Raw genomic sequence first — 16,203 nt, forward strand, 5'->3', positions numbered from 1 at the left:
CGCAATCTATTACAGGAGTATTCGACGTGATTAGCGTTTTCGACATGTTCAAGGTCGGGATTGGCCCTTCCAGTTCCCATACTTTGGGCCCGATGAAAGCCGGGAAACAGTTCGCTGATGACCTGCTCGAAAAGGGCATGATGCCTGCCGTTACGCGTGTCGCCGTGGACGTATTTGGCTCTTTGTCACTGACAGGTAAAGGCCACCACACAGATATCGCCATTATTCTGGGCCTGGCCGGTAACCAGCCCGATACCGTCGACATCGACGGCATTCCCCATTTTATTCGCGACGTTGAGCAGCGTCAGCGCCTGCCGCTGGGTGAAACTCAGCATGAAGTCGATTTCCCCCGTGACACCGGCATGGTGTTTCGCGGTGAGAATCTACCGCGCCATGAAAATGCGATGCAAATTCATGCCTTTGCGGGCGACAAAATGATTTACAGCAAAACCTACTACTCCGTCGGTGGGGGTTTTATTGTCGATGACGAGCATTTCGGTCAGCCGGTGCTGGACGAAGTACAGGTGCCTTACAGCTTTAATTCAGCCAGTGAGATGCTGGCAAAATGTAAGGAGACCGGGTTATCACTGTCCGGTCTGGTGATGAAGAACGAGCTGGCGCAGCACAGCAAGCAAGACATCGAGCAGTATTTCGAAAAAATCTGGCACACCATGCAGGCGTGTATCGATCGTGGTTTAAATACGGAAGGTGTTTTGCCCGGCCCGCTTCGCGTTCCGCGTCGTGCCTCTGCCCTGCGCCGGATGCTGGTATCTAATGACAAACTTTCCAACGACCCGATGAATGTCATTGACTGGGTTAATATGTTTGCGCTGGCGGTTAACGAAGAAAATGCCGCCGGTGGGCGCGTTGTCACAGCGCCCACTAACGGTGCCTGCGGAATTGTCCCGGCGGTACTGGCCTATTATGATCAGTTCATTGAATCGGTCAGCCCGGATATTTATCTGCGTTATTTCCTGACGTCAGGCGCCATCGGCATTCTGTATAAAATGAATGCATCGATTTCAGGTGCTGAAGTGGGCTGTCAGGGCGAAGTCGGTGTCGCCTGCTCGATGGCGGCGGCGGGTCTGACAGAATTGCTGGGCGGAAGCCCTGAACAGGTATGCGTCGCTGCCGAAATAGGGATGGAACACAATTTGGGATTAACCTGCGATCCCGTTGCAGGCCAGGTTCAGGTTCCGTGTATTGAGCGAAATGCTATTGCCTCGGTGAAAGCGATCAACGCAGCCCGGATGGCATTACGGCGCACCAGCGAGCCCAGAGTCTCTCTGGATAAAGTCATTGAGACCATGTATGAAACCGGAAAGGATATGAATTCCAAATACCGCGAGACATCGCGTGGTGGTTTAGCTATCAAGGTTCAGTGCGACTGAACCCATTTTGAATCGGGCATTCCTGCGGTTGTTCTTGTTGCGTTATTTTTAACCCATTTACCGCAGGAAATGCCGCCCGGGTGATAGCCGGCAGCAATAAAACCTTCGTTAACAACAACCTGTTGTATTATCGATACATAATAGCAGTGACACTTGCATTATACCCTGCAGGTACGGCATGCTGATTTCCGCCTGAATTTCCCGTTCAGAGAACCTCTTTAATACAGAAAAATTAATGCCAGGGGGTAAGCAGAAACACCATGAGTGACAACGTCACTTATACGGGTTTTCTTTGTCCTGAACAGAGAAAAATAGGGAATTTTCCGCAACTCAGGCTGAGCGTCCGACGATTTACAGCTACTATCAATAAAAACGAACTGGCTGTTACGCATCGGCAAACCTTTAAAAATAATAATTTTGAGCCTGCAATTAACACGGGATAAAAGGATTAGAACGATGCTGTTCTCCCAAACCGGACTTGCGAAGTATCGGTATTACCGCATTGCACTTGCCTGCGCGATGGGGGTATGTACTTTGCTTCTGACTCTTGGCATTCGTATTTACGAACAAGCACAGGTCATCGCAGAAGATCAACAACGCGTGGCATTCCACACCGTTGAAAAACTAGAAAAATTGCTTGAGCCTGCATCTCCGGCAGGAAAAGCTATTCCTATCGATCAGACATTAGGTTGTAATGCGTTGCAACCTGTCATGCAACAAACCGTTGCCCGCATGCAGACACTGCGCTCTATCAGCCTTGTCAGTGACGGAGCCATTGTCTGCTCAAGCCTGATTGGCCCGCTGGATCTCAATTTTAATAAGACACTGCCCGCTCTGGCGCAGGGGAAAACTCAGCTCGACCTGCGCGCTTCCAAATGGAGCCGGGTAGATACCCCGACACTCATTCTCTGGCAGCCTACAACACCGGATAATCTTAACGGCGAGCTGTTTGTTTATAACATCGGGATTTTGTCGAATTTCCTGCTTGAGCCACAACCGCCGTATGCCAGCCATATTGTTTTAAATGTCGGAAAACAAAACCTCGAATACGGCAAAAACGAAATCGTTTCCAGCAATAACCTGCCACAACCGCCTCTGCTGAGTGTTAAATCTGAAAAATATGACTTCTCGGTTTCAATCTATGGCCTGGAAGCCAATGCGCTGGCCTGGAATGAACTGCCTTCACATTTACCTTTGTCTGTGTTGATCAGTTTACTGGCGGCGACGGCGGTCTATCTGCTTTCCGGCAGCCGCATCAGCCTGGCATACCCTATCAGCCATGGTATTTCACACCGTGAATTTAAGGTCTATTGCCAGCCAATAATTAACAGCACCGATGGCCGTTGCATTGGCGTTGAAACGCTGATGCGCTGGAAAAATCGCCGGCAAGAATGGGTTTCTCCGGATGTATTTATCCCCCTGGCGGAGCAACATGGATTAATTATCTCGCTCACGAGATATCTCATCCAGACCGTTGCCGATAATTTGGCCGTATTTCCGGCAACGCCGGGCTTTTACGTCAGCATCAATGTTGCCGCTCAGCACTTCAATAATATGGAAATTGTAGAGGATATACGCAAGCTCTGGATCCCCGCCCAGCCTTCAGTTTCTCTGATGCTGGAACTGACCGAACGAACCCGCCTGCAAGAACTGCGTGCAGCAGAAATTTCGCAACTGAAAGAAATGGGGATTCTGCTGGCAATCGATGATTTTGGCACGGGCCACAGTTCCCTGAGTTATCTCAAAACGCTCAATCCCGATGTGCTGAAAATTGACCAGGCTTTTACCGCGTCTATTGGCACCGATGCCATCAATGCCACAGTGACCGATACCATCATCACACTGGCACAGCGCCTCAACTTAAAGCTGATTGCAGAAGGCGTGGAAACCCGCGAGCAAGTGGATTATCTGCGCAAGCGCAAAGTTGATTCGCTACAGGGGTATTATTTTGCACGCCCCATGCCCATTGAAGTATTCCCGATCTGGCTGGAACGTTATAAAAAATCGACTCAGAACATGGAATTACAGGAAAATCAAAAACCTGCCTGATTTGTATACCCTGGAAGGCTACCTTCTGAGCATAAAAAACGGCGACCTGAGTCGCCGTTTTTACACATCCTATCACGTCAGCTTTACTGCTCTTCGGCCCGGTCATTCTCTGGTTTCACGCGCGTAATACGAACCCGTTCAATCCGATATTCCGACACATCCAGGATCTCGAAACACAGCGAAGCCATTTCAATCACTTCACCCGCAACCGGCATCTGCCCGGACTTCGACAGCAATAAGCCCGCCAGCGAAGCAAAATCATCGTCGGAGCTGACCAGCGTGTTCACATCGAGGATTTGCTGTAACAGGTGCAAATCCGTACCACCTTTGGCAATCCACGAGTCACCGTCAGCAATCACGTCCGGCGTTTCATCTTCGTCCGGGAATTCGCCCGCAATGGCTTCGAGCACGTCGAGCGGTGTCACCAGCCCCTGAATCACGCCAAACTCATTGCTGACAACGACCAGCCGACCTTTCGCTTTACGCAGAACGGCGAGCAGATTGATGACGTCCATGGTTTCCGGCACCACAATCGGCGGCGTTTTTTCCGCAAATGCCACGATATTTTCACCATTTTCCAGTGCAACCAGCAGGTCCTTCGCACGAACGACCCCGATAACGTCATCCAGAGAGTGGCGACAAATTGGGAATAAACTGTGCGGTGTGTCGAGCAGTTGGCTGCGGATTTCAGCCGGAGACTTTTCACAGTCAACCCAGGAAATTTCGGTTCGCGGCGTCATCACGCTGCGCAGCGTTCGCGATGCCAGCGTCAGCACGCCGGTGATCATATGCCGCTCTTCTTCTGCAAACGTTTCGCCAGCCGGTAACACATCGCCCGCCGGTTCATCTTCATTCTGATTCTGACGTTTCCCGCCCATCAGACGCTGAATCGCCTCAGCCGTACGTTCACGCATTGGTCTGTTCGACTGGCTTTTCAGGAAATTGCGGCGCGCAATCTGGTTGAACAACTCAATCAGAATCGAGAAACCAATCGCAGCGTACAGATAACCTTTAGGAATATGGAAGCCAAATCCTTCTGCAATCAGGCTCAGGCCGATCATCAGCAGGAAGCTCAGACACAGCACGACAACCGTCGGATGGTTATTCACGAAGCGCGTCAGTGATTTAGACGCCAGCAACATCACGCCCATCGCAATCACAACCGCCGTCATCATGACAGCCAGGTTGTTCACCATACCAACGGCCGTAATCACCGCATCAAGCGAGAACACCGCATCAAGCACGACAATCTGCGCCACCACTGACCAGAAGCTGGCATAACCGCGATTCTGCGTTCCCTGCTCATCGTGCCCTTCCAGCCGTTCGTGCAGCTCCGTCGTGGCTTTAAACAACAGGAACAGACCACCGACCAGCAGGATCAGGTCGCGTCCGGAGAAACTGAACTGCGCAATGCTAAACAGCGGCGTGGTCAGTTTTACCATCCACGAGATCAGCGAGAGCAGGCCTAAACGCATAATCAGCGCCAGCGACAGGCCGATGATTCGGGCTTTATCTCGCTGTTTAGGCGGCAGTTTATCGGCAAGGATGGCGATAAAAACGAGGTTGTCGATACCCAGAACTATTTCCAGAACGACAAGCGTCAACAAACCGACCCAGATTGAAGGGTCCATCAGAAATTCCATGTCAGACTCCGCAATGAGTTAAAGAAAAAAGACGCAAAGAAACGCCATTCGCTGAGCTATCTGTGGCCCGGCAAACTTTTTTTACTGCAAAATTAACAGATGAAAGCGGTTTCAGTGCGGCAAAAATCAGGCCCATTGGGGCGGATTTGCCGGTGATCATGAGGTGAAAAAGCGAAGAATAATGACGTCGGTGACAGTCCATAGGGAGGGCTGAGGCCCGGTACTCCTGTTCAATTATTTGGAAAATTACTGTATCAGGAATGATTATTTGAAGAAAGTAGGTTTTTTTACCTTCAGCATCATTCCGTAACAACTATGCTGTTTTATTGCCCACGTGAAAGCGTATTCACATTACGTCGTTGAATAACGGACAGTCGTCACAAAAATTATTTTTTCGCACACTAAAATAAATCACGTCGCACAACCTGTTGAGGTTCTGCAATTTTACTGTTTAGCCGTCTTATCAGAAATTAAGGAAAGATTCGTTACGCAAGGATTGCCCTGTCTGCCTCAGGAAAATAAACGGGCGGACATCATCAGCACCATTACTTATGTGCATAACTCTTTCCAAGAGTTAACAGAGGAGGTAGCGAGTGAGTATTGCTATTATCATCGGCACGCACGGGTCAGCAGCTGAGCAGTTGCTGAAAACAGCGGAAATGATTTTAGGTGAACAGGATAATGTCGCCTTTATTGATTTCGTTCCCGGCGAGAACGCCGAAACCCTGATCGAAAAGTACACGGCAAAGTTGGGAGGGTTGGACACCAGCAGCGGCGTGCTTTTCCTGGTCGACACCTGGGGTGGCAGCCCGTTCAACGCCGCCAGCCGCATTGTTGTCGATAAGGAAAATTACGAAGTTGTCACCGGTGTTAACATCCCGATGCTGGCAGAGACCTTCATGGCTCGTGATGATAACCCCTCTTTTGCAGAGCTGGTTGCCATCGCAGTAGAAACTGGCCGTATTGGTGTGAAAGCACTGAAAGCGCCGGAAGCTGCGCCTCAAGCCCCTGCTGCCGCCCCTGCGCCAAAAGCAGCCGCCCCGGTGAAACCTGCCGGTCCGAACGACCATATGAAAATCGGCCTTGCCCGTATCGATGACCGTTTGATCCATGGCCAGGTAGCGACCCGCTGGACCAAAGAAACCAACGTGACCCGCATTATTGTTGTCAGCGACGAAGTGGCTGCCGACACCGTGCGTAAAACGTTGCTGACTCAGGTTGCTCCTCCTGGTGTTACCGCACACGTTGTCGACGTCGCGAAAGCCATTCGCGTCTGGGATAATCCTAAGTATGCCAACGACCGCGTCATGCTGTTGTTCACCAACCCAACTGACGTACTGCGTCTGGTTGAGGCTGGCGTGAAAATCACTACCGTAAACATCGGTGGTATGGCTTTCCGTCAGGGCAAAACTCAGGTGAATAACGCCGTATCCGTAGACGAAAAAGATATCGAAGCGTTCAAGAAATTGAATGACAAAGGTATCGAGCTTGAAGTGCGCAAAGTCTCTACAGACTCCCGCCTCAAGATGATGGATCTCATTAATAAGATGAATTAATAAGCACATCGAATTTGTGCAGATTCCCTCAACGTTATCTGCCTGATGTCCTTGTTTATACTCAGCGTCCTTTGGTCATAGGAGAAGTGCAATGGAGATCACCACACTACAAATTGTGCTGATATTTATTGTTGCATGTATTGCCGGGATGGGTTCGATCCTGGATGAATTCCAGTTTCACCGTCCGTTAGTTGCTTGTACCTTAATCGGTTTTGTTCTCGGTGATGTTAAAACCGGGATCATCATCGGGGGTACTTTAGAAATGATTGCTCTGGGCTGGATGAATATCGGTGCGGCTGTTGCACCCGATGCCGCTCTGGCTTCCATTATTTCTACCATTCTGGTTATCGCAGGCGGGCAGTCTGTCGGTGCAGGTATCGCGCTGGCCATCCCTCTGGCTGCGGCCGGCCAGGTATTAACCATTATTGTTCGTACTATCACCGTTGCCTTCCAGCACGCTGCCGATAAGGCCGCTGAAAAAGGTAACCTGAACGCAATCAGTTGGATCCACGTTTCTGCGCTGGTTCTGCAGGCAATGCGTATCGCAATCCCTGCCGTCATCGTTGCAGTTTCTGTGGGTACTGCCATCGTTCATGATTTGCTGGCGTCCATCCCTGAAGTGGTCACCAACGGTCTGAACATCGCTGGCGGTATGATCGTCGTAGTCGGTTACGCTATGGTCATCAATATGATGCGCGCTGGCTACCTGATGCCGTTCTTCTACCTTGGCTTCGTTACTGCTGCATTCACCAACTTCAACCTGGTTGCACTGGGTGTGATTGGTGTGGTGATGGCGGTTCTTTACATCCAGTTGAGCCCGAAATACAACAAGTCTGCGCAAGCCGCGGCGGCTCCGGGTGTTAACGATCTCGACAACGAATTGGATTAAGGGTGAAGGACATGGTTGATCAAACTGAAGTTAAAAAACTCACGGCCAGCGATATTCGCGGTGTGTTTATGCGCTCCAACCTTTTCCAGGGGTCATGGAACTTCGAACGTATGCAGGCGTTGGGCTTCTGCTTCTGTATGGTGCCTGCAATTCGTCGTCTCTATCCTGAAAATAACGACGATCGCAAAGCGGCCATCAAACGCCACCTGGAATTCTTCAACACCCATCCTTACGTTGCAGCGCCTGTTTTAGGTGTAACGCTGGCGATGGAAGAACAGCGTGCTAACGGCGCACCTATCGACGACGCAGCCATCAACGGCCTGAAAGTCGGTCTGATGGGGCCGCTGGCCGGTGTAGGTGACCCAATCTTCTGGGGTACTGTTCGTCCGGTATTTGCGGCACTTGGCGCAGGTATTGCGATGACCGGTAGCCTGTTAGGGCCACTGCTGTTCTTCGTTCTGTTTAACCTTGTACGCCTGCTGACCCGTTACTACGGCGTGTCTTATGGCTACAAAAAAGGTGTCGATATCGTTAACGATATGGGCGGCGGCTTCCTGCAAAAACTGACTGAGGGGGCGTCAATTCTCGGCCTCTTTGTCATGGGGGCCCTGGTTAACAAGTGGACACACGTTAATATTCCGCTGGTGGTCTCCAAAATCACCGACCAGACAGGCCACACCACTGTCACCACGGTACAGACGATTCTGGACCAGCTGATGCCAGGCCTGGTGCCATTGCTGCTGACCTTCGGCTGTATGTGGCTGTTGCGTAGGAAAGTGAATGCTTTGTGGATTATCGTTGGTTTCTTCGCCATCGGTATCTTCGGTTACTGGATTGGCCTGCTAGGCCTCTGATAACCTGCAAAACCGGGGGAGAAATCCCCCGGTTTTTTTATCGCTGTATTTTGCCAGTTCTGTGTTTTTATCTTGTTTTGCCTGATGGCTGTTAGCTGGAGTTTTTCATGTCTGTCACCGATATTGTCCTCGTCCTGTTTACCCTTTTGTTGCTTGCTTACGCCATCTATGACGAATTCATCATGGGTACCCGAAATGGCAAAACACAGCTACGGGTAAACCTGAAACGCCGCAACAGACTGGATTCCATCATTTTCATTGGCCTGCTGGCGATCCTTCTTTACAACAATATCCATTCAAACGGCACGGCGATAACCAATTATCTGCTTATTGGTTTAGGCCTGATTGCCTTCTACCTGTCGTTTATCCGCTGGCCAAAAATGCTGTTCAAACCTCAGGGGTTTTATTTCGCCAATACATTCATCACCTACGACAGGATCCGCAGCATGAATCTTTCTGAAGATGGCGTACTGGTATTTGAGTTAGAACAGAAAAAATTATTAATTCGCGTCAATGAACTGGATGATTTGGAAAGAATATACAAGTTAATGGTTAATAATCAATGAGATGGATAAATAATCTCATCTATCAGTTATAGCGCTATGCATATTTATGACAACAATACTTAACCTTATTAATAGTAATGCCGCTTAATCCATCACCAACGCTGTTGTTATTTAATTGAATTTAGGGTTCTTTATTCCTTGTAAAAAAGAATGCTCACTACCGTTAAAAACCCTTATTTATTTGTTGTTGTCCGGAATAAAAACATTATGGTAAGGTTGCGTCGTCATTTGGGGAGTAGCCGGTTTTTGAATCAGTTTTAATAACACGTATTCAAAAACGCCCGTATCAACATACTCGTTTTGTATCCTGAAACGTGGTGCGGGCATCCGTAAGGTTGGCGAGACCATAGGCACGTAGCGCCGTCGAGAGGTTGGGGGTGGGTTACGTGTATATGGAACACCCGGCCAGGATCTTCTCGTGAATTTATCCGCTACGCTTATTCTCGCTTTCGGCATGTCGATGGACGCTTTTGCCGCGTCCATCGGTAAAGGGGCAACCCTTCATCGCCCGCGCTTTCGCGAAGCCTTCCGTACCGGTCTTATTTTCGGCGTCATAGAAGCTATCACCCCGCTTATCGGCTGGTGTCTGGGCCTGTTTGCTACCCGTTACATCATGGAATGGGACCACTGGGTCGCCTTTGTTCTGTTGTCCATTCTCGGCTCACGGATGATTTTTCAGGGCCTGAAAGAAAAGCCCGGAGAAGAAACTGCTCTGGCCAGTAGCCACAGTTTCTGGCTCCTCGCAGCCACGGCCATAGGCACCAGTCTGGATGCGTTAGCCATCGGAGTTGGTCTGGCGTTTCTAGAAGTGAATATCATCCATACCGCACTCTTTATCGGTATGGCAACGATGATCATGTCCACGCTGGGAATTATGTTGGGACGGTTTATCGGCCCGCTGCTGGGGAAGTGGGCCGAAGTGTTGGGAGGCATGGTGCTGATCGGTATTGGTCTGAATATCCTGCTTGAACATCTTGGTTACTTAGGTTGAACGAGCAAAAAACAGAATTATTGGCCAGATTTGCGCTGGTGCAGTCTGATCACAAAGTCAGTCTCGCATTCGAACGCAGACTGAGATTTTAAATTCGCCATGACCTCTTCCGTCGCCCGCCATGCGAAAGGCGTCATTTGCAGCAAATCAAACGCTTCAGCCCCTGACAGACGCATATCGTAAGCCAGCGTCTCTGTGCTGACGCGCTCAAAACCCTCCAGCTGTTCATCCAGATCCACGTGCAACTGAACGTCCTGATAAATCAGCCCTTTCAGCTGATATAAATGACGCGGACCAGGTGCGACGGTCAGCACCACACCACCGGGCTTAATAGCACGGCAAAGCTCCTGCGCTTTGCATGGCGCATAGATGCGTACCACCGCGTCCAGAGAGTTATCGGCGAACGGCAAACGATGGCTGGAGGCGACGCAAAACGACGCATTGTGATAGCGTTTAGCCGCGTAGCGAACCGCCACCTTCGCCACGTCAAGCCCGAAGACGTTCATCTTACGACGTTGCGATAAGCGCTCCGCCAGCGCGGTCGTGTAGTACCCTTCCCCGCAGCCAATATCCAGCAGTGTTTCTGCTGTATCAGGCAGGGCATCATCAAGAAGATCCGCCAGACGGTCACGCAGCGGCTGGTAGTGGCCGGCGTCGAGAAAAGCACGACGCGAGAGCATCATTTCAGGGCTATCCCCCGGCTGCTTTGAGCGTTTGTGCTGTACGGGCATCAGATTGACGTAGCCTTCCTTTGCATTATCAAACTGGTGATTTGCCGGGCAGCGCCATTGCTGATTTGTCAGCGCAAGCGGCTGGAAACAAAGTGGACATTGATAAGTCATGCGGAAACCTGCAAGGAAAGTCTGAAAGGGCGAAAATTCGCAATGGTGTTAAGTCTAAAGAAGGCGCACGGCGGTTGCAACCGCTGGAAAATCCGGTGAAAAGCCAGCTACACTGGGTCATGGCATTTTTCTAACCGAGACACGAAATGAGTGACAGCTCCGTTCTGCTCAGCAACATCCCCGGTGTATTGCATGGATTTGGTGACAAAGAAAACCTGCTCCCCGCGCACCTGCAAGCGTATGAAGCGACCCGCCCTGAAAAGAAACAGGTTCATGGCACACGCATTGTAGATGTCGTGCAGCCCGGACAAGACTGCGGTGAAGCGGATGGTTTTATCACGTCAACGCCCGGTATTCTGCTGGCTGTTTTCACCGCTGACTGCCTGCCGGTTATTTTTTGCCGCAAGGATGGCAAGGAAATTGCGGCGATACATGCCGGCTGGCGCGGGCTCATCGATGGCATTCTTGAAAAGATGGCTGAACGGATTAATGAGAGCGGCGATACAGCAGACTGGTTTGCGGCGATTGGCCCGGCGGCGGGGAGCTGCTGTTATGAAGTCAGTCAGGAGCTGGTTGATGATTTCCTGCAACGGCTGGATTTACCTTCTTCACTGATCTCGCCCCACCATCGACATCTTGATCTGGCCGCAATTGCCGAAGCTAAACTACAGGCTCTCGGATTTGCTGATATTGATCATTCTGGTCGCTGTACGATTTGTACGGCGGCAGAATCTGACGGCGGGTACAAATACACCAGCTTCCGTCGTAACAGCCACCAGAGAGCCATAGACCCGACACATCAGGGCATCAGTGGCCGCAATCAGCAATCCGGCATTATGATTTTGTGCCCCTGAGAAATACCGGTTCAACAGGCACAAAAAAACCCGCGCATGGCGGGTTTTTTTACAGCGAAGCGCTGCTTAGATTGCAGTTACGTTAACTGCTGACGGGCCTTTCTGGCCGTCTTGGATTTCGAACTCTACGTTCTGGCCTTCAGCCAGAGTTTTGAAGCCGTTACCCTGGATTGCAGAGAAGTGTACGAACACGTCTTTGCTGCCGTCAGCAGGAGTAATGAAACCGAAACCTTTAGACTCGTTGAACCACTTAACTTGACCTTTGATCTTTGCCATCTTGAGTATTTCCTTTGGATTGTTTAAACCGCCCGGAGGCGTTACATAGACAAACTAGAGTCGTTACTGCTTGAGGCACTAAGATTAGAATCGGCAGAGAAGCGGTATTCAACGTGAACGTCTTTACTCAGAACTTCTATACTGAAAATGCCACACATATACAGAACTGTACCTCGTTTTACCCAGATGCGTTATCACATACTCTGAATTCGATGGCAAGCCATTTTTAATCAGTGATGGACATGTCGCACATATTTGAGCCGGTTAAAGGCACTTCGTGTTCAGTTATGCTGAAATATGTTGATAGACATGCTTTTTTCTGCTTTGCAGTTTTACCTGCATATCAAACAAAACAATAACGACCTGTTTCGATTATTGATCATTTAATGCAGAACCGTAAGCGTAAAAAACATCTTTATTTGAATTTTTATTGTCAGCAGACGCTCAAGGCTTTGATGCCGTACACCTGCCAGCTGTTGTGTAGCGAAACTTCAGCTATAGCAGCAATCATGCGACAGCACGTCTGACAGGCCTGATGGACACTTGTGCTACAGAACGGGCATCCGGCAATATCATTGCCGCGCAATATGACTGGTTATGCAATAATCAATTACGCCATAGATGGATAAAATGGTGCAAAACAAACAGCGAAAATGAATAAATGCACCCAAACCGTGCGCCATTTTTCTTTTTTCGGATATTACCGGGCACCACCAGGTCAGCAGGCAATTCAATTTTATGCCCGGACCGCCATATAATGGCACGCTCTTATTGTGACGTTTTTGACATTATAATGAATTAAAGTTTGCGACTTGGTTAAATCAGCCTAATAGTTGTGCAAACGAGCAAAAAGTTTATTCAGATATTAAATATCATTATGAAAAATTAATATTAATTACCGTGATCAAAATCCCATATTAGCTTTCAATAACATGGCAGCGAAGCGATCCTTCTATTTTGCCGTGGTGAAATAGTGGCCGTTGCACTCCCGTCTGACGTTGTAAAAGGCACTGACTCACTGCGACATAATCTGCTGTATCTTTGGCAAAAATACCGCTATCGGGACGGTTTTTTCTCTCATGAAGCAACCCAATATTCTGTTTTACCGATCGCCCGTGCCCGTTAATTAATCTCGCCACAAACGATAATTAACAATTCCATAACCCATAGATTTAGTATGGGTTATGGAAACACTCACTTAAGTGATAATACTTCTCATTTAATGAGGCAGGCCGTTCTCTAAAATCATTAACGCCTGAATCAAATGATATTCAGTCTTTAGAAATGCTTGCGCCAATTTTTAATGGTTTAAATTCCATTTCAGGTGACTGACTTAGACTTATAGCTTCGGCTAATTCGCTCAGCGGCTGATCGAGTGATTCATCGGCTAATTCAAAAACGCCCCAGTGTATAGGAACCGCTTTTTGACAGCGCAGCTCAGAAAAAACCGTCACGGCCTGCTGGGGATCCATATGCTGCGCACTCATGAACCATCTTGGTGCATAAGCGCCAACCGGAATGGCGGCTAAATCAAAAGGCCCGAGGCGCTGTCCGATGAGCGAAAACTGGTTGCTGTAACCGCTGTCGCCGGAAAAATAGAAGCGTAACGTAGAATTTCTCACGACCCAACCACACCAGAGTGACTGATTGCGATCCCATAAGGTTCGCATACTCCAGTGACGCGCAGGCACTGCCGCAATGGTCAGATCGCCAAACACATGCTCTTCCCACCAGTCGAGCTCCTCGATATAACGCGCACCCCGTCGTTCAAGCCACTGTTTCATCCCTAATGGCACCATAAACTGCACCTCGGGAAAACGCCTCAGCAACTTGCGCACCGTCGCGCTATCAAGATGGTCGTAGTGATTATGCGAAAACAGCACCACATCAATTGGCGGCAGTTTTTTCACCGGTGCTGCAACCGGAGTTTTACGTTTAGGTCCGTAGAAACTCAGTGGCGAAGCACGATCAGACAGTGCAGGATCCATCAGAACATAACGCCCGGCCACGCGCAGCAGTAAGCAGGCATGGCCTAAAAACCATAAACGATCGTCCGTTCCGCTAAAATCCGCTTCCTGCCACCACTGATGAATAAAATGCTCATAGCCCTTCTCTGGCGGTGCGGGCAAACGAAGGGCTTTGCGTTCTTTTCTCCATCGCTTGAGATCACCTTCCTGCCGGTTATGCGGTTCAACATTCGTAAAGCCATCAGGTGTGTGATGAGGTTTAGAGGGATCGTAATAAGGGTTTTTACCGGACATAAGACTCCACTGAAGTACTGTTCTTGTTTCGGCGGCAGCGTTAACCATGATGCGGATTAATTAGCATATTTGTTCAGCATCTTACAGGCAGAAAGTGAAAATTTATGTGGCATTTTAACGACAGGCCGCATTAAGCAAACCTTAATAACTACGTGGTGTACTGAAGTTGTCCATAAGGAGGATATTTATGATCAGGAACACCCCGAAACGCGGCAAAAACATGGCTTCCCGGCTTACGCACATCATGCAAATCCAGACACAATATGCGCGCCTGTGGCTTCACTCGCGCCTTCGCCGGATGACCGTCCCGGATTCACTTAAAATAGCGATCCTGACTTTTCTGGCAGCCGTGACGTTGATGCTGACCGGTACACTGCTGCTGGTGTTTGATGTGGTTATGTTGCTTTCTCAAATGATAAAGCGTCCCTTCCGGCGCGGCAGTTATCCCCGGAGTTCTCTCGTCAGGTCGCGGTTATAAAACAAAACCGTGCCAGATTTTACCCGGCACGGTTTGAAGTTAGGTGGATGTATTCCTGGCTATCAGGCAGGCATACCGCAAAGTTTGGTCAGATTTCTGGCACCGATCATGAGAGTGGCAACATAGGATTGTCTGCGGGTCACAACTTCGACCGCAACACGCGCATCTTTATACTTAATGAGATAGGTCGAAGGCCAGCCCTGGCGACGTTTGCCATAGGCTTTTTCATGACTGTCGATAGCTGCATGAGCAACCACCAGATGGGAAAGAGTTTTATCACCTTTAATGATGCGCTTCATAATGGACTCCGCCTTAGACACAACTGTCAAAATGAGGAAACATTAATCACTTGATACGCATCGCTTTATGCGACGCTTATTCGAATCACTTCTTTGCAAAACTTTGTCACAATCTGAGTATCTCTGCGCTTTTACTTATGCGCAAGTCTTACTAAGCAGGAAACATACCATAGCTGCGCGAAGGGGGCGTTTGCTCTGCGCCTGCCACTGACCTTGCGGGCTGGTAATCTCAGCCAGCCAGAGCGGATCGCTTTGTAACTCTTTAAAGTTGATACTGATTTTATTGGCGCAAATAATCGGCCACGCATCGGAGGGGTTATTGCAATAATCTTTGCCTTTCATGCCACCATAGGGATACCACTTCTCAGGCTCCTCTCCGGTTAACAAAGCAATGTTGTGATTTACTTCACTATCGTTTTCTTCAGACCATTTGATCATCTGTTCTTCCATCCTGCAAGGCACATGCGTGGAGACTACCGGAAGAATAAGACACTATTATGAATGGGAAGCCTGCGCGCAAAACAGCAATGAAAAACCCGCCAAAAGGCGGGTTAACAGAACAAATTATCTCTCTGGAATAAAACCCCGCAGGCTGAGAGCCGAATCATCTTCTGCTTCAACAGAGGGCGCTTTGCCCTTTGCCTGTGCAGCGAGAATTTTGAGCAACTCAGTTTGCTGACGTTGCTGCTCAGCAATCTCTTGCAACAAAGCAATTTGTTCATTTGCTCTGACACTGGCCCGGCTAACAAAAAACCACACCAGTAAAAATAACAGCGCTGAAAGTGCACACAGCACCAATGAAGCCAGGCTGTTTTGGCCCATTGCGAAATCTAGCATTGACTACCCTACCACTGAATGTTCAGAGCGTTCATCTTACCATCCCCGGCAGGCCTGGGAAGTCATTCACAAAAAAACGGTATTTTCTGGCACAGAAGATCGGCAGAAGCAGGTTTTGCGGACAAATATCAGAAAGGAATAAAAGAGGTGATGGCACACACACCCAATTCAAAGTTTCCGCCCTGGTCACAATAGCTATTGAGTGCCAGCAGATAAAGGCCGATGCAAATGAGCAGGAAAAGGACAAACATCACAATTCTCCTGATATTGAAAACAGGTTTTTTCAATTTGATCGCAGGTCTCTTTTGGTTTAAACAGCGTCTATCAGGGCTCAAGGGCGGCGTCCAACATATGACTGAACAGATTGTCATAGTACGACGGAAATCTTAAACAACGATATAACGAAGCGGAGCCAGT

18 protein-coding genes and 1 riboswitch are annotated in these 16,203 nt (G+C 49.2%); of the genes, 9 read left to right on the top strand and 9 right to left on the bottom strand.

The features are described from left to right. Positions 1-26: 26 nt before the first annotated feature. A complete protein-coding gene (locus CWS43_RS11810; protein WP_101077141.1) occupies positions 27-1,391 on the top strand; it encodes an L-serine ammonia-lyase in 1,365 nt (454 codons plus the stop codon). 456 nt (positions 1,392-1,847) lie between these two features. After that, positions 1,848-3,440: an EAL domain-containing protein gene (locus CWS43_RS11815; protein ID WP_101077142.1), complete on the top strand. Its 1,593-nt coding sequence runs from the start codon at positions 1,848-1,850 to the stop codon at positions 3,438-3,440. 83 nt (positions 3,441-3,523) lie between these two features. On the opposite strand, the gene CWS43_RS11820 is transcribed toward CWS43_RS11815, so the two are convergent. After that, positions 3,524-5,083: a TerC family protein gene (locus tag CWS43_RS11820; RefSeq protein ID WP_101077143.1), complete on the bottom strand. Its 1,560-nt coding sequence runs from the start codon at positions 5,081-5,083 to the stop codon at positions 3,524-3,526. Positions 5,084-5,676: 593 nt separating this feature from the next. Between CWS43_RS11820 and manX the strand changes: the two genes are divergently transcribed. The 5 genes from manX (at position 5,677) to mntP (ending at position 9,939) form a co-directional block, all read left to right on the top strand. Next, complete coding sequence (gene manX / locus CWS43_RS11825; protein WP_101077144.1) at positions 5,677-6,639, top strand: PTS mannose transporter subunit IIAB; 963 nt, start codon at positions 5,677-5,679, stop codon at positions 6,637-6,639. Positions 6,640-6,730: 91 nt separating this feature from the next. Then, positions 6,731-7,528 carry a PTS mannose/fructose/sorbose transporter subunit IIC gene (locus CWS43_RS11830; RefSeq protein WP_101077145.1) on the top strand — a complete coding sequence of 266 codons (798 nt, stop codon included), beginning with the start codon at positions 6,731-6,733 and terminating at the stop codon, positions 7,526-7,528. Positions 7,529-7,539: 11 nt separating this feature from the next. Then, a complete protein-coding gene (locus CWS43_RS11835) occupies positions 7,540-8,382 on the top strand; it encodes a PTS mannose transporter subunit IID (protein WP_101077146.1) in 843 nt (280 codons plus the stop codon). Between the two features lie 107 nt (positions 8,383-8,489). Then, positions 8,490-8,948 carry a DUF986 family protein gene (locus CWS43_RS11840; RefSeq protein WP_101077147.1) on the top strand — a complete coding sequence of 153 codons (459 nt, stop codon included), beginning with the start codon at positions 8,490-8,492 and terminating at the stop codon, positions 8,946-8,948. Positions 8,949-9,165: 217 nt separating this feature from the next. Then, positions 9,166-9,357, top strand: a riboswitch (yybP-ykoY riboswitch). A gap of 9 nt (positions 9,358-9,366) precedes the next feature. Further along, positions 9,367-9,939, top strand: a complete 573-nt coding sequence (gene mntP / locus CWS43_RS11845) for a manganese efflux pump MntP (protein ID WP_101077148.1) — start codon at positions 9,367-9,369, stop codon at positions 9,937-9,939. A gap of 17 nt (positions 9,940-9,956) precedes the next feature. Here mntP and rlmA read toward each other — a convergent pair whose 3' ends face one another. Then, positions 9,957-10,781, bottom strand: coding sequence for a 23S rRNA (guanine(745)-N(1))-methyltransferase (gene rlmA / locus CWS43_RS11850; RefSeq protein ID WP_101077149.1), 825 nt, complete (start codon positions 10,779-10,781; stop codon positions 9,957-9,959). Positions 10,782-10,927: 146 nt separating this feature from the next. On the opposite strand from rlmA, the gene pgeF reads away from it, so the two are divergent. Next, positions 10,928-11,635 (top strand): peptidoglycan editing factor PgeF, encoded by a 708-nt coding sequence (gene pgeF / locus CWS43_RS11855; RefSeq protein ID WP_101077150.1) that lies wholly within the window; start codon positions 10,928-10,930, stop codon positions 11,633-11,635. 66 nt (positions 11,636-11,701) lie between these two features. Here pgeF and cspE read toward each other — a convergent pair whose 3' ends face one another. The 3 genes from cspE to CWS43_RS11870 form a co-directional block, all read right to left on the bottom strand. Continuing rightward, positions 11,702-11,911, bottom strand: a complete 210-nt coding sequence (gene cspE, locus CWS43_RS11860) for a transcription antiterminator/RNA stability regulator CspE (RefSeq protein WP_002221949.1) — start codon at positions 11,909-11,911, stop codon at positions 11,702-11,704. Positions 11,912-11,952: 41 nt separating this feature from the next. After that, positions 11,953-12,069, bottom strand: a complete 117-nt coding sequence (locus CWS43_RS11865) for a DUF2627 domain-containing protein (RefSeq protein ID WP_071823629.1) — start codon at positions 12,067-12,069, stop codon at positions 11,953-11,955. A gap of 1,113 nt (positions 12,070-13,182) precedes the next feature. Beyond that, a complete protein-coding gene (locus tag CWS43_RS11870; protein WP_101077151.1) occupies positions 13,183-14,172 on the bottom strand; it encodes an MBL fold metallo-hydrolase in 990 nt (329 codons plus the stop codon). A 187-nt stretch (positions 14,173-14,359) separates the two neighbouring features. On the opposite strand from CWS43_RS11870, the gene CWS43_RS11875 reads away from it, so the two are divergent. Next, the gene (locus CWS43_RS11875; protein ID WP_101077152.1) at positions 14,360-14,650 is read left to right on the top strand and encodes a hypothetical protein; all 291 of its coding nucleotides are present in this window, start codon (positions 14,360-14,362) and stop codon (positions 14,648-14,650) included. Positions 14,651-14,712: 62 nt separating this feature from the next. Here the strand turns inward: CWS43_RS11875 and CWS43_RS11880 are convergent, their stop codons facing one another. The 4 genes from CWS43_RS11880 to CWS43_RS27765 form a co-directional block, all read right to left on the bottom strand. Beyond that, complete coding sequence (locus tag CWS43_RS11880) at positions 14,713-14,949, bottom strand: DUF4060 family protein (RefSeq protein WP_013576199.1); 237 nt, start codon at positions 14,947-14,949, stop codon at positions 14,713-14,715. Positions 14,950-15,084: 135 nt separating this feature from the next. Further along, positions 15,085-15,387, bottom strand: a complete 303-nt coding sequence (locus CWS43_RS11885) for a phage protein NinX family protein (protein ID WP_101077153.1) — start codon at positions 15,385-15,387, stop codon at positions 15,085-15,087. A 126-nt stretch (positions 15,388-15,513) separates the two neighbouring features. Then, positions 15,514-15,786, bottom strand: coding sequence for a YebO family protein (locus tag CWS43_RS11890; protein ID WP_101077154.1), 273 nt, complete (start codon positions 15,784-15,786; stop codon positions 15,514-15,516). 128 nt (positions 15,787-15,914) lie between these two features. Then, on the bottom strand, positions 15,915-16,157 hold the full coding sequence (locus CWS43_RS27765; protein WP_369825859.1) for a PhoP/PhoQ regulator MgrB: 243 nt from the start codon (positions 16,155-16,157) through the stop codon (positions 15,915-15,917). Between the last annotated feature and the right edge of the window lie 46 nt (positions 16,158-16,203).

The organism is Rahnella sp. AA, assembly GCF_002834385.1.
Classification (GTDB): Bacteria; Pseudomonadota; Gammaproteobacteria; order Enterobacterales; family Enterobacteriaceae; genus Rahnella.

Excerpts from the sequence above, each read along its gene's own strand:
- CWS43_RS11815 (WP_101077142.1), top strand. The coding sequence starts at position 1,848 with ATGCTGTTCTCCCAAACCGGACTTGCGAAGTATCGGTATTACCGCATT.
- CWS43_RS11820 (WP_101077143.1), bottom strand. The coding sequence starts at position 5,083 with ATGGAATTTCTGATGGACCCTTCAATCTGGGTCGGTTTGTTGACGCTT.
- CWS43_RS11830 (WP_101077145.1), top strand. The coding sequence starts at position 6,731 with ATGGAGATCACCACACTACAAATTGTGCTGATATTTATTGTTGCATGT.
- CWS43_RS11835 (WP_101077146.1), top strand. The coding sequence starts at position 7,540 with ATGGTTGATCAAACTGAAGTTAAAAAACTCACGGCCAGCGATATTCGC.
- CWS43_RS11840 (WP_101077147.1), top strand. The coding sequence starts at position 8,490 with ATGTCTGTCACCGATATTGTCCTCGTCCTGTTTACCCTTTTGTTGCTT.
- rlmA (WP_101077149.1), bottom strand. The coding sequence starts at position 10,781 with ATGACTTATCAATGTCCACTTTGTTTCCAGCCGCTTGCGCTGACAAAT.
- pgeF (WP_101077150.1), top strand. The coding sequence starts at position 10,928 with ATGAGTGACAGCTCCGTTCTGCTCAGCAACATCCCCGGTGTATTGCAT.
- cspE (WP_002221949.1), bottom strand. The coding sequence starts at position 11,911 with ATGGCAAAGATCAAAGGTCAAGTTAAGTGGTTCAACGAGTCTAAAGGT.
- CWS43_RS11865 (WP_071823629.1), bottom strand. The coding sequence starts at position 12,069 with ATGTGTGGCATTTTCAGTATAGAAGTTCTGAGTAAAGACGTTCACGTT.
- CWS43_RS11870 (WP_101077151.1), bottom strand. The coding sequence starts at position 14,172 with ATGTCCGGTAAAAACCCTTATTACGATCCCTCTAAACCTCATCACACA.
- CWS43_RS11875 (WP_101077152.1), top strand. The coding sequence starts at position 14,360 with ATGATCAGGAACACCCCGAAACGCGGCAAAAACATGGCTTCCCGGCTT.
- CWS43_RS11880 (WP_013576199.1), bottom strand. The coding sequence starts at position 14,949 with ATGAAGCGCATCATTAAAGGTGATAAAACTCTTTCCCATCTGGTGGTT.
- CWS43_RS11885 (WP_101077153.1), bottom strand. The coding sequence starts at position 15,387 with ATGATCAAATGGTCTGAAGAAAACGATAGTGAAGTAAATCACAACATT.
- CWS43_RS11890 (WP_101077154.1), bottom strand. The coding sequence starts at position 15,786 with ATGCTAGATTTCGCAATGGGCCAAAACAGCCTGGCTTCATTGGTGCTG.
- CWS43_RS27765 (WP_369825859.1), bottom strand. The coding sequence starts at position 16,157 with ATGACAATCTGTTCAGTCATATGTTGGACGCCGCCCTTGAGCCCTGAT.